The organism is Streptomyces sparsogenes subsp. cuspidosporus, assembly GCF_039532705.1.
Lineage (GTDB): Bacteria > Actinomycetota > Actinomycetes > Streptomycetales > Streptomycetaceae > Streptomyces > Streptomyces sparsogenes.
The window spans coordinates 146,295-166,772 of the sequence record NZ_BAAASD010000013.1 but is presented as its reverse complement, the minus strand read 5'-3'; the positions used below and the strand labels follow the sequence as shown (position 1 = coordinate 166,772).

General features: G+C 72.7%; 17 protein-coding genes. 13 read left to right on the top strand and 4 right to left on the bottom strand.

Annotated elements, in window-relative coordinates; translation table 11 throughout:
• Positions 1-13: 13 nt before the first annotated feature.
• Positions 14-2,500: a bifunctional SulP family inorganic anion transporter/carbonic anhydrase gene (locus ABFY07_RS18215; RefSeq protein ID WP_346175500.1), complete on the bottom strand. Its 2,487-nt coding sequence runs from the start codon at positions 2,498-2,500 to the stop codon at positions 14-16.
• A gap of 369 nt (positions 2,501-2,869) precedes the next feature.
• Between ABFY07_RS18215 and ABFY07_RS18210 the strand changes: the two genes are divergently transcribed.
• Positions 2,870-4,171, top strand: coding sequence for a polysaccharide deacetylase family protein (locus ABFY07_RS18210; RefSeq protein ID WP_346175499.1), 1,302 nt, complete (start codon positions 2,870-2,872; stop codon positions 4,169-4,171).
• Here ABFY07_RS18210 and ABFY07_RS18205 read toward each other — a convergent pair.
• Positions 4,152-5,156, bottom strand: a complete 1,005-nt coding sequence (locus tag ABFY07_RS18205; protein WP_346175498.1) for an ATP-binding protein — start codon at positions 5,154-5,156, stop codon at positions 4,152-4,154. The genes ABFY07_RS18210 and ABFY07_RS18205 overlap by 20 nt on opposite strands.
• Positions 5,157-5,256: 100 nt before the next feature.
• On the opposite strand from ABFY07_RS18205, the gene ABFY07_RS18200 reads away from it, so the two are divergent.
• Positions 5,257-6,078: a Fic family protein gene (locus ABFY07_RS18200; RefSeq protein ID WP_346175497.1), complete on the top strand. Its 822-nt coding sequence runs from the start codon at positions 5,257-5,259 to the stop codon at positions 6,076-6,078.
• A 339-nt stretch (positions 6,079-6,417) separates the two neighbouring features.
• Here ABFY07_RS18200 and ABFY07_RS18195 read toward each other — a convergent pair whose 3' ends face one another.
• A complete protein-coding gene (locus ABFY07_RS18195; RefSeq protein ID WP_346175496.1) occupies positions 6,418-7,254 on the bottom strand; it encodes an HAD family hydrolase in 837 nt (278 codons plus the stop codon).
• 453 nt (positions 7,255-7,707) lie between these two features.
• On the opposite strand from ABFY07_RS18195, the gene ssd reads away from it, so the two are divergent.
• The 7 genes from ssd to ABFY07_RS18160 all read left to right on the top strand — a co-directional run bounded on the left by ssd (position 7,708) and on the right by ABFY07_RS18160 (position 13,285).
• Positions 7,708-8,820 carry a septum site-determining protein Ssd gene (gene ssd / locus ABFY07_RS18190; RefSeq protein WP_346175495.1) on the top strand — a complete coding sequence of 371 codons (1,113 nt, stop codon included), beginning with the start codon at positions 7,708-7,710 and terminating at the stop codon, positions 8,818-8,820.
• Complete coding sequence (locus tag ABFY07_RS18185; RefSeq protein ID WP_346175494.1) at positions 8,817-10,013, top strand: TadA family conjugal transfer-associated ATPase; 1,197 nt, start codon at positions 8,817-8,819, stop codon at positions 10,011-10,013. The genes ssd and ABFY07_RS18185 overlap by 4 nt, the downstream gene beginning before the upstream one ends.
• Complete coding sequence (locus ABFY07_RS18180) at positions 10,010-10,948, top strand: type II secretion system F family protein (RefSeq protein ID WP_346175493.1); 939 nt, start codon at positions 10,010-10,012, stop codon at positions 10,946-10,948. The genes ABFY07_RS18185 and ABFY07_RS18180 overlap by 4 nt, the downstream gene beginning before the upstream one ends.
• Positions 10,938-11,747 carry a type II secretion system F family protein gene (locus tag ABFY07_RS18175; protein WP_346175492.1) on the top strand — a complete coding sequence of 270 codons (810 nt, stop codon included), beginning with the start codon at positions 10,938-10,940 and terminating at the stop codon, positions 11,745-11,747. Before ABFY07_RS18180 ends, ABFY07_RS18175 begins: the two co-directional genes overlap by 11 nt.
• A 110-nt stretch (positions 11,748-11,857) precedes the next feature.
• Positions 11,858-12,055, top strand: a complete 198-nt coding sequence (locus ABFY07_RS18170; protein WP_065961510.1) for a DUF4244 domain-containing protein — start codon at positions 11,858-11,860, stop codon at positions 12,053-12,055.
• Positions 12,056-12,155: 100 nt separating this feature from the next.
• The gene (locus ABFY07_RS18165) at positions 12,156-12,614 is read left to right on the top strand and encodes a TadE family type IV pilus minor pilin (RefSeq protein WP_346175529.1); all 459 of its coding nucleotides are present in this window, start codon (positions 12,156-12,158) and stop codon (positions 12,612-12,614) included.
• Positions 12,611-13,285, top strand: coding sequence for an Rv3654c family TadE-like protein (locus tag ABFY07_RS18160; RefSeq protein WP_346175491.1), 675 nt, complete (start codon positions 12,611-12,613; stop codon positions 13,283-13,285). Before ABFY07_RS18165 ends, ABFY07_RS18160 begins: the two co-directional genes overlap by 4 nt.
• Before the next feature lie 38 nt (positions 13,286-13,323).
• On the opposite strand, the gene ABFY07_RS18155 is transcribed toward ABFY07_RS18160, so the two are convergent.
• Positions 13,324-15,777, bottom strand: a complete 2,454-nt coding sequence (locus ABFY07_RS18155; RefSeq protein ID WP_346175490.1) for a DEAD/DEAH box helicase — start codon at positions 15,775-15,777, stop codon at positions 13,324-13,326.
• 54 nt (positions 15,778-15,831) lie between these two features.
• Here ABFY07_RS18155 and bldG point away from each other — a divergent pair, with 54 nt between their 5' ends.
• The 4 genes from bldG to ABFY07_RS18135 all read left to right on the top strand — a co-directional run bounded on the left by bldG (position 15,832) and on the right by ABFY07_RS18135 (position 20,406).
• Positions 15,832-16,173: an anti-sigma factor antagonist BldG gene (gene bldG, locus ABFY07_RS18150; protein ID WP_014178436.1), complete on the top strand. Its 342-nt coding sequence runs from the start codon at positions 15,832-15,834 to the stop codon at positions 16,171-16,173.
• An 84-nt stretch (positions 16,174-16,257) separates the two neighbouring features.
• Positions 16,258-16,692: an ATP-binding protein gene (locus tag ABFY07_RS18145; protein WP_065961501.1), complete on the top strand. Its 435-nt coding sequence runs from the start codon at positions 16,258-16,260 to the stop codon at positions 16,690-16,692.
• 385 nt (positions 16,693-17,077) lie between these two features.
• A complete protein-coding gene (locus ABFY07_RS18140; protein WP_346175489.1) occupies positions 17,078-19,570 on the top strand; it encodes a sodium-translocating pyrophosphatase in 2,493 nt (830 codons plus the stop codon).
• 242 nt (positions 19,571-19,812) lie between these two features.
• Entirely contained in the window at positions 19,813-20,406 is a 594-nt protein-coding gene (locus tag ABFY07_RS18135; RefSeq protein ID WP_076970955.1) for a small secreted protein, read from the top strand.
• Positions 20,407-20,478: the final 72 nt, after the last annotated feature.

The window sequence follows — 20,478 nt, the reverse complement described above, 5'->3', positions numbered from 1 at the left end:
TGGTTTAGACCTGTTATCGCATGAGGTCCAGGGACCCGGGCCACCCCGGCAGGGAACCGCCGCCCGCGCCGGCCGCGCCACCGGAACCCACCGGAGCCGTGACGCCCCCGCTCCCCGCCGCCGGGCCGCCCGCGCCGGCGGCGCCCGCCGCCCCGTGGTCCGGCCGCACGGCCGAGAACCTGCCCGATCCCCCCGGCTCCAGCACATACGCCTGAGCCTCCCCCACATGGAAGTACATCCCCTGCAGCACTAGCTCGCCCTCCGCCACCCGGCGGGCCACACAGCCGTGGGCCATCAGATGGTCGAGCTGCTGCACCACATTGACCAACGCCAGCCGCTCCAGCTCATCCGCCACCGGCCTGTCGCCCAGCGCCACCTCGCCACGCCCCAGGCGTCCGATCCGCTCCATCCTGGCCAGGCTCGGGCGGCCATGGCGCAGCCACCGCGCGAGCGGCGTCTGGGCCATGGGCGGCTTCGGTCCACCGGCCGGCGCGGGCACCGCCGAGCCGAGCAGCGCCTGCATCGCCCCGCAGCCGGAGTGTCCGCACACCGTGATGCTGCCGACCTTCAGCACCTCCACCGCGTATTCGAGCGCCGCGCCGACCGAGTCGCAGGAGGCGTCGGAGCCCGGCGGGGGCACCAGATTGCCCACATTGCGCACGGTGAACAGGTCGCCGGGCCCGCTGGAGGTGATCATGCTGGTCACCAGGCGGGAGTCGGCGCAGGTCAAGAAGAGCTGGGTCGGCCGCTGCCCCTCACGCGCGAGCCGCGCCAGCTCCTCCCGCACCAGTGGCGCGGTGTGCCGCTGGAAGGCGCTCACCCCGCCGAGCAGCTGCCCCCCGCCGTCCCGCACGGCCGCCGGGGCGGGGCGGGTGCAGTGATGGTTGCGCCAGGGCGTCCACGGGCGACAGGCGTGGGCACTGGCCGGCTCGGCGATCGGCCGCCCCGACCGGCCGCCGAGCCTGACCCAGCCGCCGCGCGCCCGGTGCCCTTCGGCCCAGGACTGCAGCGCGTCGTACGCGGCGTGGTCCATGAACCAGCCGCCCAGCTCCACCACCACGCTCGACCCGGCCGGCAGCTGGGCCAGGGCCCGGCTGAGCCGGGGCACCGCCAGGAACGTCAGCTGCCCGCTCACCCGCACCCGGTGCAGCCCGGCCTCCTCGGCCAGGGTGATCCGGGTGTGGGTCAGCCGGCGCAGCGCGGTCAGGGCCGCGACCGCGATCCCGACCGCCACTCCCTGCAACACGCCCAGCAGGACGACGGCGCCCAGGGTGGCCGCGTACACCGGGAACTCCCGGTTCCGCTGCACGTTCTTGATGTGGGCGAAGCTCACCATCTTCACCCCGACGACCATGACCAGCGCGGCGAGCGCGGCGAGCGGAATGAGCTCCAGCACCCCGGCGAGCAGCCCCGCGCACAGCGCCACCCATACGCCGTGCAGCATCGTCGATCGACGGGTCACGGCGCCGGCCCGGACATTTGCCGAGCCGCGCATGGCACCTCCGGCGATCGGCAGCCCGCCCAGCAGCCCGGAGACCACATTCGCCGCGCCCTGCCCGGCCAGCTCGCGGTCCAGCCTGACGGGTCGCCTCTCCGGCGCCGCTCCCCGTCCGTCCGTCCGCGCCGCTTCCCGTCCGCCTGCCCGCGCCGCTTCCCCTCCGTCCGTCCGCGCCGCTCCCCATCCGTCCGTCCACGGGCCGGACTCCGCGGTGCGCAGCCGGTCGACGGCGACGGCGGACAGCAGCGATTCCATGCTCGCGACCAGCGTGACCGTCACCACGGCGGCGACCACTCCCAGGACCGGACCCTCCGGGATCCCGGGCAGCGCCGGGGACTTCCAGGAGGGCAGGTCGACGCGCGGCAGGGACATGCCCGCGCTCACCGCGGTGGCCGCCGCGACGGCGACCAGCGCCGCCGGGACGGCCCGCGCGGCCCGCCCGGCCTTCCCGGGCAGCCGTGGCCACAGGGCGAGCACCCCGACCGTGATCGCGCCCACCAGCAGGGCGGCCGGATGCGGATGTCTCAATTCCTTGGGCAGGGCGGCGATGTTGTCGATGACGGAGCTGTCGGGGCTGTCGCCGAGCACCACATGCAGTTGGCCGATGGCGATGACCACACCGATGCCCGCGAGCATCCCGTGGACGATGGCCGGGCTGATCGCGAGCGCCGCCCGCGCCACCCGCAGGGCCCCGAGGGCGACTTGGGCCACGCCGGCGAGCACGGTGATCGCGCAGGTGGCACGCCAACCGTAACGCTGCACCAGCTCGGCGGTGACCACGACCAGCCCGGTCGCGCCCCCGCTGACCTGGAGAGGGGCACCCCCCAACAGCCCGGCCACGAGCCCACCCACGGCGGCGGAGACCAGCCCGGCCTGCAGCGGGGCGCCTGTGGCCAGCGCGATGCCGAGGGAGAGCGGGATCGCGATGAGGAAGAGGACGATCGAGGCGGAAAGGTCCCGACGGCAGGAGGGCCCACCGATCCGGTTCAAGAGCTGCGACATTCCCGTCTCCTCCGGGGCTTCGCGGCCGCGTGTGAGCACACGGCCGTGGGTCACGGCGTACTGCGGTCCGGCTGCCAAGCAGGTCTGACTTCCAGGCGGGTCTGGCTTCCAGGCGGGTCTGGCTTCCAGGCGGGTCTGGCTTCCAAGATTCCAACCCCGGCACCGACTCCCAAGTGTTGGTAAATGAATCGTAATGCCGAGTAAAGGTCGCAGGAAGTCTTTTCGGGCGAGCCGGGCCTGTATTCCATCTAACGGGTGAATAGTCATTTGAAATGGCTTGTCATCCTCTGTCTCTTCCTCATTTCATGCGAGCTTGGCTCTCGACCCGAATTCCCAGGAGCGGAACGGCACGAGAGACGAGGTGGCGGCATGGTGGCCAGAAGAAACGTCACTGCATGGTTCGCCGTGATGGCCGCCCTGGCCGCGGTGGCCAACTGCACGGGGAACTCCGAGGACTCGGGACGCTCAGGGAGCCCCGGCCAGCCGCGGGCGAACCGCGACGCGCACCAGGGCGGGCCGGCGGCCGACCACCGCGAGCAGGCCCGCAAGCGGGGCCGGCTCATCGGCGACGGATCGACCTCCGACACCGGGCCGCAGCCGGGACAGCTAAGCCCCCGGCGGCTGAAACCGGGTGAGAAGCCACCGCAGTTCGTCGTCTTCTCCTGGGACGGCGCGGGCCAGGACGGCCAGAAGCTCTTCTCCCGCTTCCGCGCGGTCGGCAAGAAGTACGGCGCGACGATGACGTACTTCCTCAGCGGCGTCTACATGCTGCCCACCGAGAAGCGGGACCTCTACGATCCGCCGAGACATTCGCGCGGCGCCTCGTCCATCGGCTTCAACGACGTCAAGGGCGTCAAGGACACCGTCGAGCAACTCGCCGCCGCCTGGCGGGAGGGCAACGAGATCGGCACCCACTTCAACGGCCACTTCTGCGGCCCGGACGACGGAGTGGGCACCTGGAGCCCCGGCGAGTGGATCGACGAGACCCGGCAGGCCGTGTCGTTCGTCAGACACTGGAAGACCAACACCGGCCTGCGGAACGGCGAACCGCTGCCCTTCGACTACGGCAAGGAGCTCGTGGGCGGCCGCGCCCCCTGCCTGGAGGGGCAGGAGAACCTGATCGCGGCGGCCAAGAAGATGGGATTCCGCTACGACGCCAGCTCCGTGGGCGGCCGCCAGGTCTGGCCGAAGAAGATCCGCGGCATCTGGGACTTCCCGCTGCAGGAGATCCCGGTGCCCGGCAAGTCCTACGAGACCCTCTCGATGGACTACAACTTCCTCGCCAACCAGTCGGGCACCACCGACGGCGACTCCTCCAAGCACGCCACCTGGGGCAAGCAGATGCGCGACGGCCTGCTCGCCGCCTTCGACCGGGCGTACGACGGCAATCGCGCACCGCTGTTCATCGGCAACCACTTCGAATCCTGGAACGGCGGAACGTACATGCGCGCCGTCGAGGACGCCATCAAGGAGATCTGCCCGCGCAAGGGAGTGCGCTGCGTCTCCTTCAAGCAGCTGGCCGACTGGCTGGACGCACAGGACCCCGGCGTGCTGCGCCGACTGCGCAAGCTGGACGTCGGAGAGCGGCCGAAGGGCGGCTGGGCGGACTTCCTCGCCGCCGAGCCGGCCTCCACACACTCGGCGCTGCCGGCTAGGCGGGAGCGGGGGTAGCCGCCGGCCGCTCCGCCCGAAGGGATTCGTCCAGCACGAAGGCGGGGTCGACCTGGGCCGCCAGGTCGGCCCCCGTCTTCTCGTTGCCCCAGCTCTGCGCGTTCTTCAGGTGGAAGTGCACCATCTGGCGCGTGTAGCGCCGCCAGTCCCGCCGCTCGTACGACGCGTCCACCGCCTCCCGCATCGTCCGCAGCGCACCGCGGTTGACCTCCTCGAGCTCCTCGAAGCGCGGCGGGCGGCCCTTCTCCATGGCCCGCACCCATTCCGAGTGGCCGACCGTGACCAGCAGGTCCTCGCCGACTTCCGCGCGCAGGAAGTCCAGGTCGTCCGGGCCCTGCACCTTGTTGCCCACCACGCGCAGCGCCACGTCGAAGTCGGCGGCGTACTCCTTGTACTGGCGGTAGACGGCGATGCCCTTGCGGGTGGGCTCGGCGACCAGGAAGGTCATGTCGAAGCGGGTGAAGAGGCCCGAGGCGAAGGAGTCGCTGCCGGCGGTCATGTCGACGACGACGAACTCGTCACGGCCGTCGACCAGATGGTTCAGGCACAGCTCGATCGCGCCGACCTTGGAGTGGTAACAGGCGACGCCGAGATCCGACTCGGTGAAGGGGCCGGTGACCATCAGGCGGACCTGCCCGCTGTCGAGCCCGACCGTCCGGGCGCAGGCCTCGTAGACCGGATTGTCCTCGTCGAGCCGCAGCAGCCGCGAGCCCTCGCCCGGCGGAGTCGTCTTGATCATCGTGTCGGCACCGGAGATGCGGGAGTTGGTGCCGCGCAGATAGTCCTTGATCAGGGGGAGGTGGGCGCCCATGGCGGGCAGCGCGGCGGCCTCCGGCTCATCCAGGCCCAGGGCCGCGCCGAGGTGCTGGTTGATGTCCGCGTCGACGGCCATGACGGGAGCGCCGGTGGCCGCGAGATGGCGGATGAACAGCGAGGACAGCGTGGTCTTGCCGCTGCCGCCCTTGCCAACGAAAGCGATCTTCATGTTCAGTCAGCGTAGGCGAGTGATCGCCTTGTGGGGCGGATGCGGTGAAGAAGACCACTCCAATGAGGGGCGGGGGCGCCGGGTGCGTAGGGTCGAACTCATGAGTACGACAGCAGATCCGCTCGCCGCCCTGGCCGCGCTTCCCGGCGTCGCCGACTCCGTGGACGCCGTACGCCAGGCCGTGGACCGGGTCTACGGCCACCGGGTGATGCGGCGCCGCAGCAACGAGGTCACGTCGGAGGCGGCCCTGCGCGGGGCGCGCGGCTCCGCCGCCCTGGCGGGGGCCGACTGGGCACTGGAGGAGGTGCGGCGCCGCAGCGACTTCGGCTCGGAGGGTGAGCCGCGCACGGTGGGCGCGGCACTGCGGCTGACCGCCGAGGCGGGGCAGCTGCTGAGCGTGTGGCGGCAGTCACCGCTGCGGGTGCTGGCCCGGCTGCATCTGGTGGCGGCGGGGGGGACGGAGGCGGCGGACGCGGTCGGGCGGCCTCGGCTGGCGGGCGAGCCGGTCGATGAGCCGCTGATCGAGCTGGGGCTGCCGGACGCCGAGGAGGCGGCGGGGCGACTGGACGGGCTGGCGCGGCTGCTGATCGCGGGGAGCGAGGCCCCGGCGCTGGTGACGGCGGCGGTGGTGCACGGGGAGCTGCTGGCCCTGCGGCCCTTCGGCTCCCGCAATGGTCTGGTGGCCCGGGCGGCGGAGCGGATCGTGCTGGTCGGAAGCGGACTTGATCCGAAGTCCATCTGCCCGGCCGAGGTCGGGCACGCGGAGCTGGGCGGCGCGGCGTACGTCCAGGCGCTGGAGGGCTATGCCTCCGGGACGCCGGAGGGCATGGGCGCGTGGATCGCGCACTGCGGGCGCGCGGTGGTGCTGGGGGCCCGTGAGTCCACCGCGGTCTGCGAGGCCCTGCAGCGCGGCGCCGCCTGAACTGGTGGCGGCCTAACCGGTGGCGGCCTGACCTGGTGGAAGGCCCCGACATGATTGCGGCGGTACCGAGTTCGGTACCGCCGCTGGCATGTCCACCGGGTTACCATGCGTGCACGAAAACTTGCCCATCAGGTCGGGATCTTCGCCCGTCACCTGGTGCGGCTGGCCCGTAATCGACGGGTCGGCGTCGCGTGGGTGCCCAATATTCATGCTCGGTCCGTGGGCCGTGGTGCTTTTGGGGGACCCTTCCGGGCGCCCCTGGTCTCGCGGGCCTTCGATTCCTTTGTACTCCTGTGCCCGGCCAAGCGGAAGCGCTCTTCGCAGATCTTTGGCTGGGGCTCAGGCCTCGGCATACGGGGCGCGGCGCCGGCTGGTGTACCACACCAGCCCGGCGGTGGCGGCCGCCGCGCCCACCGCGGCGGCCAGGGCCAGCACCGGACGCGGCGGCATGGAGAGGGAGGGCACCCGCTGCTTCAGCCGCACCGGCTTGTTGAAGGAGAGGACGGGCCAGCCGCGGGCCGCGGCCTCACGGCGCAGCGCGCGGTCCGGGTTCACCGCGTGGGGATGGCCGACGGACTCCAGCATCGGCAGGTCGGTGTTCGAGTCGCTGTAGGCGTAGCAGCGGGAGAGGTCATAGCCCTCGGACTCGGCCAGCTCGGCGATCGCCTCGGCCTTGGTCGGCCCGTAGGCGTAGTACTCCACCTCGCCGGTGAACACCCCGTCCTCCACGACCATGCGGGTGGCCACCACCCGGTCGGCGCCCAGCAGTTCTCCGATCGGCTCGACGACCTCGGCCCCGGAGGTGCTGACGATCACAACATCGCGGCCCGCGGCGTGGTGCTCCTCGATGAGGGAGGCGGCCTCGTCGTAGATGATCGGATCGATGAGGTCGTGCAGGGTCTCGGCGACGATCTCCCGAACCTGCTGGACGTTCCACCCGCGGCAGAGCGCCGAGAGATACTCCCGCATCCGCTCCATCTGCTCGTGATCGGCTCCGCCGGCGAGGAAGACGAACTGCGCATATGCGGTACGCAGTACGGCTCGGCGGTTGATCAGCCCACCTTGGTAGAAGGACTTGCTGAAGGTGAGCGTGCTCGACTTCGCAATGACCGTCTTGTCCAGGTCAAAGAAGGCGGCTGTCCGAGGCGACGAGTGGTTTTCCACGACGCCGAGCATAGGGCCCACCATTCGGCGTAAGCTCAGGCGCGTGGGTTTGCTTGAGAAGGCTCTCGGGTACACCATGGAAGTCACGGATCGTTCGCGACCGTGCTAACCCGGTCCGACTCCTCCCCCCCCGAGTCGGCCGTGGGGACGACCCCCGCTCTCCCCCCCGGCGGGGGTCGTCGCATGTCCGGACGCGTTTTCGGTCTTTTCACCTGATGATCTCCCCTCCCGGGCCTCCGGTCGGCGTCTCCGCCCCTCCAGCCTGATCCGTGACTGTGTGTAATCGCAAGGCTGCTCTCCGGAAGTCACTGGTTTAGGTGACTGGGATATTCACAAGTGATGAGTTGTCCCCAGTTTTGGACCAAGATCCCCAAGATTTTCTGGATCGTCGGACGCTGATTCTCCGCGGTGTTCGCGCTCATCGTTCGCGGAAGTGAGAGCGCGTAACGAGATGGGGAGGGGATCGTGGCTGGATCCATCACACCGAAACGACCGTCGCCGGATGGACGACAGTGCAGACCGCTGATCGTGACGGAGGACGAGGAGCTTCTCGACGATTTGCTGCGGCTGTGCGCGGCGGCGGGGGCCGAGCCGGAAGTGGCCCATGGCGTGCCGGCGCGCCGGGGCAGCTGGGAGGTCGCCCCGCTGATTCTGGTCGGCGACGACGCCGCGGCCCGGCTGCGGGGGGCTACCCGCAGGGAAGGGGTGCTGCTCATCGGGCGGGATCTCGACGACCCCGGCATCTGGCAGCGGGCCGTCGCCCTCGGCGCGGACAACGTGGCGTTTCTGCCCGACGCCGAGACCTGGCTGGTGGACCGCATCGCCGATGTGGCCGAGGGGGTCGGCCGCCCGGCCCTCACCGTCGGGGTCGTCGGCGGGCGCGGTGGCGCGGGTGCCAGCACCCTCGCCTGCGCCCTTGCGGTCACCGCCGCCCGCGCGGGGCGGCGCACCATGCTCGTCGACGCGGACCCGCTGGGCGGCGGCCTGGACGTGCTGCTCGGCGGCGAGGGCACGGAGGGCCTGAGGTGGCCCGCCTTCTCCGAATCGCGCGGCCGGGTCGCCGGCGGCGCGCTGGAGGAGTCGCTTCCCCAACTGCACTCCCTGCGACTGCTCAGCTGGGACCGCGGCCCGTCGGTGGCCGTGGCGCCATCGGCGATGCGGGCGGTGCTGGCGGCCGCGCGGCGGCGCGGCGGGGTCGTGGTGGTGGACCTGCCCCGGCGGGTGGACGACACGGCGGCCGAGGCCTTCGCCCAGCTGGATCTGGGCCTGCTGGTGGTGCCCGCCGAGCTGCGGGCGGTCGCCGCCGCCCATCGGGTGGCGTCCACGGTGGGCATGGTGCTGCGGGATCTGCGCGCGGTGGTGCGCGGACCCTGCGGGCCCGGGCTCGACGACGAACAGATCGCCCGGCTTCTGGACCTGCCGCTGGCCGGCGAGCTGCCGTCGGAGCCCGGGCTGGCGGACGCGCTGGACGCCGGCGAGCCGCCGGGCGGCGACCCCCGCGGACCGCTCGCCCGGTTCTGCGCGGAGTTCTGGGCGCGCACCCTGGAGGGCGCGGAGCAGCGAGGGGGCGGGGCATGAGCGTCGGATGGAGCGAGCGGGGCGGCGCGAGCGTCGAGTCGCCCGAGCTGCTGGACGCGGTGCGGCTGCGGCTGGCCCGCAGCGGGGCAGAGCCGACGTCCGCGCGGGTGGCGGCGGCCCTGCGCGAGGAGGGGCGGCTGCTCGGCGACACGGAGGTCCTGGGGGTGGTCGAGGCCCTGCGCTCGGAGCTGGTCGGCACCGGGCCGCTGGAGCCCCTGCTCGCCGCCCCCGATGTCACCGACGTCCTGGTGACCGCCCCCGACGAGGTGTGGGTGGACCGGGGAGCCGGACTGGAGCGGACGGACGTCACCTTCACGGACGCGGCCGCGGTGCGCAGGCTCGCCCAGCGCCTCGCCGCCGTGGCGGGCCGGCGGCTGGACGACGCCAGGCCCTGGGTGGACGCCCGGCTGCCGGACGGCACCCGGCTGCACGCGGTGCTGCCCCCGGTGGCCGTCGGATCGACCTGTCTGTCGCTGCGCGTGGTCAGGCCCCGGGCGTTCTCCCTGGAGGAGCTGGTGGCGGCGGGCACCGTCCCGCCCGGCGGCCAGAAGCTGCTGCGGGCGATGCTGGACGCCCGGCTGTCCTATCTGATCAGCGGCGGCACGGGCTCGGGCAAGACCACCCTCCTCAGCACCCTGCTGGGGCTCGTGGGGCCGGACGAGCGGATCGTCCTCGCCGAGGACTCGGCGGAGCTCAGGCCGGACCATCCGCATGTGGTCCGGCTGGAGACCCGGCCCGCCAACCAGGAGGGCAGGGGCCAGGTCACCCTCCGGGACCTGGTGCGCCAGGCGCTGCGGATGCGCCCGGACCGGCTGGTGGTCGGTGAGGTGCGCGGCCCGGAGGTCACCGATCTCCTCGGCGCCCTCAACACCGGCCACGAGGGCGGTTGCGGCACCGTGCACGCCAATACGGCGGCGGACGTCCCGGCCCGGCTCGAGGCGCTGGGATCGACGGCCGGTCTCGACCGGGCCGCGCTGCACAGCCAGTTGGCGGCCGCCCTGTCGGTCGTGATCCATCTGGTGCGGGACCGCGGCGGGCGGCGCAGGATCGCCGAGCTGCACGTGCTGGACCGTGACCGGGCGGGCTATGTGACCACCGTCCCGGCCGCGGTGTGGACCCCCGAGGGCTTCGGGGAAGCGGCGGGATGGGAGCGGCTGCGGCGGCTGTGTGTGCGCGGAGGGGGCGAGGCATGACCCGGGAAGCGATGACGGGGGGAGCGGCCCCCGAGGCGCTGCCGCTGTGCGCGGCCGTGCTGTGCGCGGGCGCGGCGGCCTGGCTGATCTCCGGGCGGAACCGGGACCTGCGGCGGGCCGGGCTGCTGTTCGCGGCCGGCGGATCCGCCGGGCCCGCCGGGGCGGATCCGCGGCGTCGGCTGACCGAGACGGTCGCCTGGCTGCGGGAGCGGTGGCGGACCGCGTACGGCGGGCGGATGGGGTGGGAGCTGCTGTGCCTCCCGGCCGGAGGCGTCCTCGCGCTGGTGGGCGTCTCGGTGCTGCCGCTTCTGGCCGGGGCGGCGGCCGTGCCGGTCGTCGGCCGGTGGCGGCGCGGGCGCGAGCACGACCGGGAGCGGGAGCGGAGGGCCGCCGCGGTGATCGAGCTGTGCGGGGCCGTGGCGGGTGAGCTGCGCGCCGGACGGCAGCCGGTCGAGGCCCTGCTGGCCACGCCCCCGGGGCACATCGGGGAGCGGTGGGGCCTGGTGTCGGCGGCGGCGCGGTTCGGCGGCGATGTGCCGGAGGCGCTGCGCCGGGCGGCCCGGTCGCCGGGCGCGGAGGGGCTCATTGGGGTCGCGGCCTGCTGGCAGGTCGCGGTCGACGAGGGAGCGGGCCTCGCGGCCGGGCTCGACCGGGTCGCGGGGGCGCTGCGAGCCGAGCGGGACCAGCGGCAGAAGCTGCGCTCCCAGCTGGCTGGCCCCCGGGCCACGGCCGTCGTCCTGGCGCTGTTGCCCGCCATCGGGCTGCTGATGGGCACCGCGCTGGGAGCGGACCCGCTGCGGGTGCTGCTGCACACCCCGGCCGGGCTGGGCTGTCTGCTGGCGGGCTGTCTGCTGGAGTGGGCCGGCTACGCCTGGACCGCGCGGGTGATCCGGGCGGCCGCCGGCCGGGAAGGACACCGGGCTCATGGCGCCTGAGGTTGTCCACAGCCTGTGGATCACGATGGCCCTCTCGGTCGCCGCCGTGTCCGTCGTGGGAGCGGTGACGGAGGCCCGCCGGGTACGGACCGCCCGGCGTCGGCTCGCCGCGCTGCTGCCGGAGCCCCGGCGGGAGGGGCGTTGCCCTGGGCTGCGGGAGAGGTGGCGCGCCGAAGGAGCGGCCGACGCGGTGCGGGACTGGGCTTCGGCGGCCGGGGCCCTGCTCACCTGCGTCGTCCTGGTCGAGGGCCCGCTGGGTTGGGCGCTGGGGCTCGCTGCCGGATACGGGGTGAGGCGGTGGCTGCGGCACCGTCGGGCGGCCGACGGCGAGCGGTCGGAGCAGCGCGCGAAGGACGGCGCGGCGCGTCAGCTTCCGCTGGCCGCCGATCTGCTCACCGCCTGCCTGGCGGCCGGAGCCGGCCCGCGGAAGGCGGCGGAGGCGGTGGGGCGGTCGCTCGGCGGTCCGGTCGGCGAGCGGCTCGCCCAGGCCGCGGCGGAGCTGCGGCTCGGAGGCGAACCGGCCGCCGCTTGGGGGCGCATAGCCGCACTGCCCGGAGCGCAAGGCCTGGCGCGCGCTCTTGAGCGCGCCGGGACGACGGGCGCGCCGGCGGTGGAGCCCGTCTCCCGGCTGGCCGCCGACAGCCGGGCCGAACAGGCGAGACAGGCGGACACCCGGGTGCAGCGCGCGACCGTGCTGGCCACCGCCCCGCTGGGGGCCTGCTACCTGCCCGGATTTCTGCTGATCGGGGTGGTGCCGGTGATGCTCGGGCTCGCGGCCGGGCTGACGCGCGGTGGCTGAGGGACCGCCCGGCAGCGACAAGCACGGCCGTCACCGGCACGGGATCGCCGCAGGCGCGGGACGGCATGGGATTCACGACTCGGGACGCGACATCGATTGGGGAGGCAGAAATGGTGATGCGGTGGTGTTTGCGGCGGTACGCGGCGGCGAGGGCACGCGCCGACGCGGGGATGGCGACCGCCGAGTACGCGATGGGAACGATCGCGGCATGCGCCTTCGCCGCGGTTCTCTACAAGGTGGTGACCGGCGGGACGGTGGACGACGCGCTGCGGTCCGTGATCGGAAAGGCACTCGATGCGCAGTTCTGACGCGGCCGGCCAGCCCGGCTCGCCCGTCCGCTTCGGCCCGCCCGGCCGATCCAGCCCGCCCGGCCGATCCAGCCCGGGCGACCGGCCCGGCCCGGCCCGCCTGTCCGGTCCAGGCGACCCGGTCGACCGGGGGTTCGTGACGGCGGAGGCCGCTGTCGCGCTGCCGGTGCTGGGGGTGTTCGCGCTGATGCTGATCTGGGGCCTGATGGCAGCCTCCGCGCAGATGCGGTGTGTGGACGCGGCGCGCGCCGGAGCGCGCGCCGCCGCGCGGTCGGAGCCGCGGGAGGCCGCGCTGGCCGCCGCCCGCTCGGCCGCACCGCGCGGCGCCCGGGTCGAGCTGCGGCGGGAAGGGGACCTGGTCCGGGTGCGGGTCGAGGCCCAGGCGCCCGGCCCCGGCCCCTTGGCGATGCGCCTGCGCGGCGAGGCGGTCGCCCTCGCCGAGGAGTCGGTGGGCCCCGGAGAGCGGCCGTCGGACCGCCCCGGGGAAGGGCCCGGCCGCTCCGGGGAAGAGCCCGGTCGTGCGGGGGCGGCGGGGGCGGGGAAGGAGGCGATGCCGTGAGGAGGGCCGGGGGAGACCGCGGGTCGGCGACGGTGTGGACCGCCCTGACCGCCACGGCGCTGTGCGCGGTCTTCGCGGCCGTACTCGTGGCCGGACAGATCATGGTGGCCCGCCACCGGGCGGGCGCGGCCGCGGACCTCGCGGCGCTCGCGGCCGCCGACCACGGATTGGAGGGTGCCGAAGTGGCGTGCGGCCTCGCCCGGCGGGTGGCCGCCGCGCAGGGCACCCGCGTGGTGAGGTGCGCCCTGCGCGGCGCGGTCGCCGATCTCAGGGTGGCCGCCCGGGCCGGGCCGTTCGCCCCCGAGGCCCGCGCCCGCGCCGCGCCCGTGGACCCGTCAGGAGGGGACCCGTCAGGAGCGGGGGCGCTCAGGAGCGGACCCGGCAGGAGCGGACCCGGCAGGAGCGGACCCGCCAGCCGCCGACCCGTCAGGAGCAGACCTCCAGGAGCAGACCTCCAGGAGCAGACCTCCAGGAGCAGACCCCCAGGAGCGAACCCGACAGCAGCGAACCCGACAGGAGCGAACCCGACAGCAGCGAACCCGACAGGAGCGAACCCGACAGCAGCGAACCCGTCAGGAGCAGACCCGCCAGCCGCCGACCCGTCAGGAGCGGACCCGGGAGAGCCCGTCGCCCCACCGGGACCCGGCCGGGCCGGGCTCCCGACCCGCTGAGCGTCGCGCCCTGAGCGGCGCCTCGGGAGGCGCCGTGGTCAGGCGTCGGCTGACTGGGGTGGGGCCTTGGCCAGGAGGGTGGCCAGGAGGCGGATGGCGGCCTTCTTGTCGAGCGGGTCGTTGCCGTTGCCGCACTTGGGCGACTGGATGCAGGACGGACAGCCGGACTCGCACTCACAGGCGGCGATCGCCTCGCGGGTGGCCGTGAGCCAGCGGGCGGCGGTGTGGAAGGCGCGCTCGGCGAAGCCCGCGCCGCCGGGGTGGCCGTCGTAGACGAACACGGTCGGGAGGAGCGTGTCGGGGTGCAGCGGGACGGAGACCCCGCCGATGTCCCAGCGGTCGCAGGTCGCGAACAGCGGCAGCATGCCGATGGAGGCGTGCTCGGCGGCGTGCAGGGCGCCGCCGAGGGCCTCCGGGGGGACGCGGGCGTCCTCCAGCTGGTCGTCGGTGACCGTCCACCACACGGCCCGGGTGCGCAGCGTGCGGGGCGGGAGGTCGAGCCTGGACTCGCCGAGGACCTCACCGCTGATCAGTTTGCGGCGCAGGAAGGAGACGACCTGGTTGGTGACCTCGACCGAGCCGAAGCACAGCCGGGCGTCGCCCCAGGGGACCTCGGTGGTGGTCTCCAGGATGGAGATCGCCGTCGTGTCGCGGGCGGTGGTCGAATACGGCGGGCTGGCCTCCTCCACGAGCGCGACCGAGTCCTCGAGGTCGAGCTGTTTGACGAGGTAGCTGCGGCCCTGGTGGAGGTGGACGGCGCCCTCGTGGACGGTGGCGTGGGCGGCGGAGGCGTCCACGGTGCCCAGCAGCCGCCCCGTCGCCGCCTCCACCACCTGCACCGGCCGCCCGCCCTCGCCGCGGATGTCGGTGAGGTCGGCGGCGCGCTCACGGCGGGTCCAGTGCCAGCCGGTCGCCCGGCGGCGGAGCAGTCTGCGCTGTTCCAGCTGGGGCATCAGCTCGTCGGTGGCGGGGCCGAAGAGCTCCAGGTCCGCCTCGGTCAGCGGCAGCTCGGCGGCGGCGGCGCAGAGGTGGGGCGCGAGGACGTACGGATTGTCCGGGTCCAGCACGGTGGACTCCACCGGCTGCTGGAAGAGGGCCTCGGGGTGGTGGACGAGGTAGGTGTCCAGCGGGTCGTCCCGGGCGACGAGGATCGCCAGCGCGCCCTGGCCGGCGCGCCCGGCCCGTCCCGCCTGCTGCCAGACGGAGGCGCGGGTGCCCGGGTATCCGGCGAGGACGACGGCGTCCAGCCCGGCCACGTCCATGCCGAGCTCCAGGGCGGTGGTGGCGGCGAGCCCGAGGAGGTCGCCGGAGTGCAGGGCGCGCTCCAGGGCGCGGCGCTCCTCCGGGAGATAGCCGCCGCGGTAGGCGGCGACCCGGCCCGCCAGGGACCGGTCGACCTCGGCGAGCCGCTCCTGGGCGATCAGGGCGATGAGCTCGGCGCCGCGCCGGGAGCGTACGAAGGTGACCGTGCGGACGCCCTGGACGGCCAGGTCGGTGAGCAGGTCCGCGGACTCCGCGGTGGCGGTGCGGCGGACCGGGGCGCCCTGCTCGCCGTGCAGCTCGGTCAGCGGCGGCTCCCACAGGGCGAAGACCACCTCGCCCCGGGGCGAGGAGTCCTCGGTGATCTCGACGACGGGGAGTCCGGTCAGCCGGGAGGCCGCGACGGCCGGGTCGGCGGCGGTGGCGGAGGCGAGCAGGAAGACGGGGGAGGAGCCGTAGCGGGCGCAGACGCGGCGCAGTCTGCGCAGCACCTGGGCCACATGGGAGCCGAAGACGCCGCGGTAGGTGTGGCACTCGTCGACGACGACATAGCGCAGCGCGCGCAGGAAGGAGGACCACCTGGGGTGGCCGGGCAGGATGCCGCGGTGCAGCATGTCGGGGTTGGTGAGCACGTAGTTCGCGTACTGGCGGACCCACTCCCGCTCCTCGACCGGGGTGTCCCCGTCGTACACCGCCGCCCGGATGCCGGTGCCCAGCGGCGCCGCCAGGTCGGCCACCGCGCGCCGCTGGTCCGCGGCCAGGGCCTTGGTGGGGGAGAGGTACAGGGCGGTCGTGCCCCGCCCGCTGGGCTCCTCCGAGCCGTCCAGAAGGGCGCTGAGGACGGGGGCCAGATAGGCCAGGGACTTGCCCGAGGCGGTGCCCGTGGCGACGACCACCGATTCGCCTCGCAGCGCGTGTTCGGCCGTACGCGCCTGGTGGGCCCACGGGCGCTCGATTCCGGCCGCTTGGATGGCGCCCGCGACTTCCGGCCGGATCTGGTGAGGCCAATCGGCATGGGTCCCCGGACGCGGGGGCAAGTGCTCCGTATGAGTGATGCGCGCAGCCCTGCCCGCCCCCGTGGTGAGCCGCCCGAGGACGGTGCGGGGTGAGGTGCGTATGCCCGCCTGCCGCGGGAGTTGGTAGTGGGCCATCGACACCGAGTCTGTCACTGGTCTGACGGACAATGGGCTCAAGGCGTCGTGCGCGCCTGCTGGTAAGTGATTGAATGCCATCGCGGCTGCCGATCCATGGGGGGCGACCGCTCGATGCAAGGTGCTGGAGGATCCGTGGACCTGTCCCTGTCGACCCGGACCGTTGGCGACCGCACGGTCGTCGAGGTCGGTGGCGAGATTGATGTATACACCGCGCCCAAGCTGCGCGAGCAGCTGGTCGAGCTTGTCAACGACGGTAACTACCACCTGGTCGTCGACATGGAGGGCGTCGACTTCCTCGACTCCACCGGGCTCGGCGTGCTCGTCGGTGGGCTCAAGCGAGTGCGTGCCCATGAGGGCTCGCTGCGCCTGGTCTGCAACCAGGAGCGCATTCTCAAGATCTTCCGTATCACCGGTCTGACCAAGGTGTTCCCGATCCACACCTCGGTCGACGACGCCGTAGCGGCGACCGACTGATCAGTCCCACCGGAAGAACGAGGGGGCACCGGGCGGGTCCGCCCGGCCCCTGAGATGCACGCCCATACGCCCGAGGGGGATGGCATGGCCACCGTCGAACTCCGCTTCAGCGCGCTGCCCGAGCACGTCAGAACCGCACGCCTGGTGGCGGCGGCCGTGGCGCGTCGGGCCGGGGTGGACGAGGCCGTGCTCGACGAGGTGAGGCTCGCGGTCGGAGAGGCGTGCACGCGCGCGGTCGGGCTGCACCTGAGCCATGGGGTGGAGGCCCCGGTGCGGGTGGTCCTGACCGACGAGGAGAAGAAGTTCTCCATCGAGGTCGGCGACGAGACGCCGACAACCGCCGGGCTGACGCCCGGCTCCCATCCCGACGTGGACGAGGAGCCGGCGGCCGAGGGTGAGGACGAGATGGGGCTCGCGGTCATCAGCGGGCTTGTCGACGACGTCGAGGTGACGACGAGCGACACCGGTGGCCGGATCCGGATGAGCTGGCCCACCGCCCCCCAGTCGCTCCTGCCGTAACCAGTCCCTCCTGCCGTAGCTCCACAGCTCGCGCCGGGGTCCGAAGCGGATGCCGGCGCAGGGCGCTCCGCCCTGCTCTGGCCATGCGCTGAGCAGGGCTTTTTATATGAGCTGAGATCGTTTTATGTGACGCTGAGATCGTTTATAGAGATCATTGTCTATGCGTCAGCGATTTAGTCGCGTTCCTTCATCCGAGGGAATTCCCGGGGCCGAAACCTGTTGATCTTCGCTGGTGCAGGCGAATTCCTATTCCGGCGCCCTGTTTTGATCTGGTGGCGCTCCCTACAATCCGTCCACATCTTGAGCTCAGGACGCCTGAGCGTGGCGGCTCTTCTGCGGTCGCAGAACTGCTGCGCGCCCATGTGCCAAACGTCAAGGAGGACGAATGGCGGGGCAACTCACCCCTCATCGACTGGACCTTCCCCCAACCCTGGCCGCCGCAGAACTGACCGACGACAACAGAGTGATCGTGCTGGTGATCGCCGCGGTCGCGGTGGCGGCACTCGCGGTCGCGGTGACGCTGGTACGACAAGTACTCGCGGCCGGCGAGGGCACCGACACCATGAAGAAGATCGCCTCGGCGGTCCAGGAAGGCGCGAATGCCTATCTGGCCCGGCAGCTGCGCACTCTCGGCGTATTCGCCGCCGTGGTGTTCTTCCTGCTCATGCTGTTGCCGGCGGACAACTGGACGCAGCGCATCGGGCGATCGGTGTTCTTTCTGATCGGCGCCGGATTCTCCGCGGCCACCGGCTATATCGGGATGTGGCTCGCGGTGCGCAGCAATGTGCGGGTCGCCGCGGCCGCCCGTGAGGCCACACCCGACAAGCCGTCCGGGGCCACTCCCGTGAATGGAAGCGGCCCGTCTTCCACCCCGGGCGCCGACCCGTCCTCGGGCGCGTCCGGCGGCCCGGCATCCGCCGCCGGCGCGGCGGGCGTCGATCTGACGGCCGTCTCGCACAAGGCCATGAAGATCGCTTTCCGCACCGGCGGTGTGGTCGGCATGTTCACCGTCGGTCTCGGCCTGCTCGGCGCGTCCTGCGTGGTGCTGGTCTACGCGGCCGACGCGCCCAAGGTGCTCGAGGGCTTCGGCCTCGGCGCGGCCCTGATCGCCATGTTCATGCGGGTCGGCGGCGGCATCTTCACCAAGGCCGCCGACGTCGGCGCCGACCTCGTCGGCAAGGTGGAAAAGGGCATTCCCGAGGACGACCCGCGCAACGCCGCGACCATCGCGGACAACGTCGGCGACAACGTCGGGGACTGCGCCGGCATGGCGGCGGACCTGTTCGAGTCGTACGCGGTGACCCTGGTCGCCGCGCTGATCCTCGGCAAGGCCGCCTTCGGCGACTCGGGCTTGGTGTTCCCGCTGCTGGTCCCGGCCATCGGCGTGGTCACCGCCATGATCGGCATCTTCGCGGTGGCCCCGCGGCGTTCCGACCGCAGCGGCATGTCCGCCATCAACCGCGGCTTCTTCATCTCCGCGGTGATCTCGATGGCGCTGGTGGCGGCGGCCGTCTTCATCTATCTGCCGTCCAGCTACGCCGACCTGCACGGCGTCACCGACCGGGAGATCCTCGGCCACGGCGGGGACCCGCGCGTGCTGGCGCTCGTCGCCGTCGCCATCGGCATCGTGCTCGCCGCGCTCATCCAGCAGCTCACCGGCTACTTCACCGAGACCACTCGGCGGCCGGTGCGGGACATCGGCAAGACGTCCCTGACCGGCCCCGCGACCGTGGTGCTCGCCGGGATCTCGGTCGGGCTGGAGTCCGCGGTGTACTCGGCCGTGCTGATCGGCCTCAGCGTCTACGGGGCGTTCCTGCTCGGCGGCAGTTCGATCATGCTGGCGCTGTTCGCGGTGGCGCTGGCCGGCACGGGGCTGCTCACCACCGTGGGCGTCATCGTCGCGATGGACACCTTCGGCCCGGTCTCCGACAACGCCCAGGGCATCGCCGAGATGTCCGGCGATGTGAAGGGCGCGGGCGCGCAGGTGCTCACGGACCTCGACGCGGTCGGCAACACCACCAAGGCGATCACCAAGGGGATCGCCATCGCGACGGCGGTGCTCGCCGCCTCCGCGCTCTTCGGCTCGTACCGCGACGCCATCGCCGAGGCGGTCCGTGATGTGCACACGACCGTGGCCGGGAAGACGGGCCTGAGCCTGGACATCTCGCAGCCGAACAACCTCGTCGGGCTGGTGCTCGGCGCCGCCGTCGTCTTCCTCTTCTCGGGGCTGGCGATCAACGCGGTGTCGCGCTCCGCGGGCTCGGTGGTCTTCGAGGTGCGGCGGCAGTTCCGCGAGAAGCCCGGGATCATGGACTACAGCGAGAAGCCCGAGTACGGGCGGGTCGTGGACATCTGCACGAAGGACGCGCTGCGCGAGCTCGCCACGCCCGGGCTGCTCGCCGTGATGGCGCCGATCGCGGTCGGCTTCACCCTCGGGGTCGGTGCGCTCGGCTCGTTCCTGGCCGGCGCGATCGGCACCGGGACCCTGATGGCGGTCTTCCTCGCGAACTCCGGCGGCGCGTGGGACAACGCGAAGAAGCTGGTGGAGGACGGCCACCACGGCGGTAAGGGAAGCGAGGCGCATGCGGCGACAGTGATCGGCGACACGGTCGGCGACCCCTTCAAGGACACGGCGGGCCCCGCGATCAACCCGCTGCTGAAGGTCATGAACCTGGTGGCGCTGCTGATCGCCCCGGCGGTCGTCAAGTTCTCCTACGGCGACAACGCCAGCCCGGGCGTGCGGGCCGGGATCGCCGCGCTGGCCCTGGTGGTCATCATCGTCGCCGTGTACGTGTCGAAGCGGCGCGGCATCGCGGTGGGTGACGAGGGCAACTCGGAACGGGTGGCCAAGTCAGCCGACGCCGCGGTGATGTCCTGACCCGGGGAGTCAGCCGCGAGCCGGCGGGGAGCGAGCCCCGCGACCGGCGGGCGGGCAGGGTGCGTCGGCACCCTGCCCGCCCGCTTCGGCGTGTGGGTCCGCGCCCGCTCCGGCGTGCGGCGCCGCGATGAGGCGGACAGCACACCTGGCTTGGTTCAAATGGCTTCAGAAGTATCCATAAGGGACGCTCGACCCAGGGCCCCGGCCGCTCGGCCGTGTATGTTCCGGGGCCGAGAAGAGCCATGGAAGGGACCAATCCGGTGAACAAGAAGCTTGTGGCGGCACTGTCCGGCGGTGCGGCACTCGTCGTGGCGCTGACCGGCTGCGGCGGCGGCGGGGGCGAAAGCGACAAGGAGGCCAACGACTGGGCCAAGACGGTCTGCGACGAGGTGCAGCCACAGCTGAAGAAGATCCAGAGCGCGAACGCCTCGATCCAGGCGGCGTCGGACGAGCAGGACTCCAAGAAGCTCCAGCAGACGGACTCCGAGGCGTTCAAGGACATCTCCGAGGCGTACGCGGCGCTCGGCAAGGCCGTGCAGAACGCGGGCCCCCCGCCTGTCGACAACGGCGAGAAGATCCAGAAGCAGGCGGTCAAGGAGCTGAACTCGACCTCCCAGGCGTACAAGGACCTCCAGACGGCCGTCGACAAGCTCGACACCTCGGACAAGGCGAAGTTCGCCGCGGGGCTCAATGACATCGCCGACCAGCTCAACAAGCTCAGCAGCTCGGGGGACCAGGCCCTGAAGAAGTTGCAGGAGGGCAAGGTCGGCAAGGCGATGGCCAAGCAGCCCGGCTGCCAGAAGCCCAAGGGCACCAGCACCGCCTCGCCCTCGTAACCCCCGCCCATAAACAACCCCGCCGCCGTACGCTGCTGGTCGCTCCCCGAGGGGCCCGCTGTCAGTGGTTCC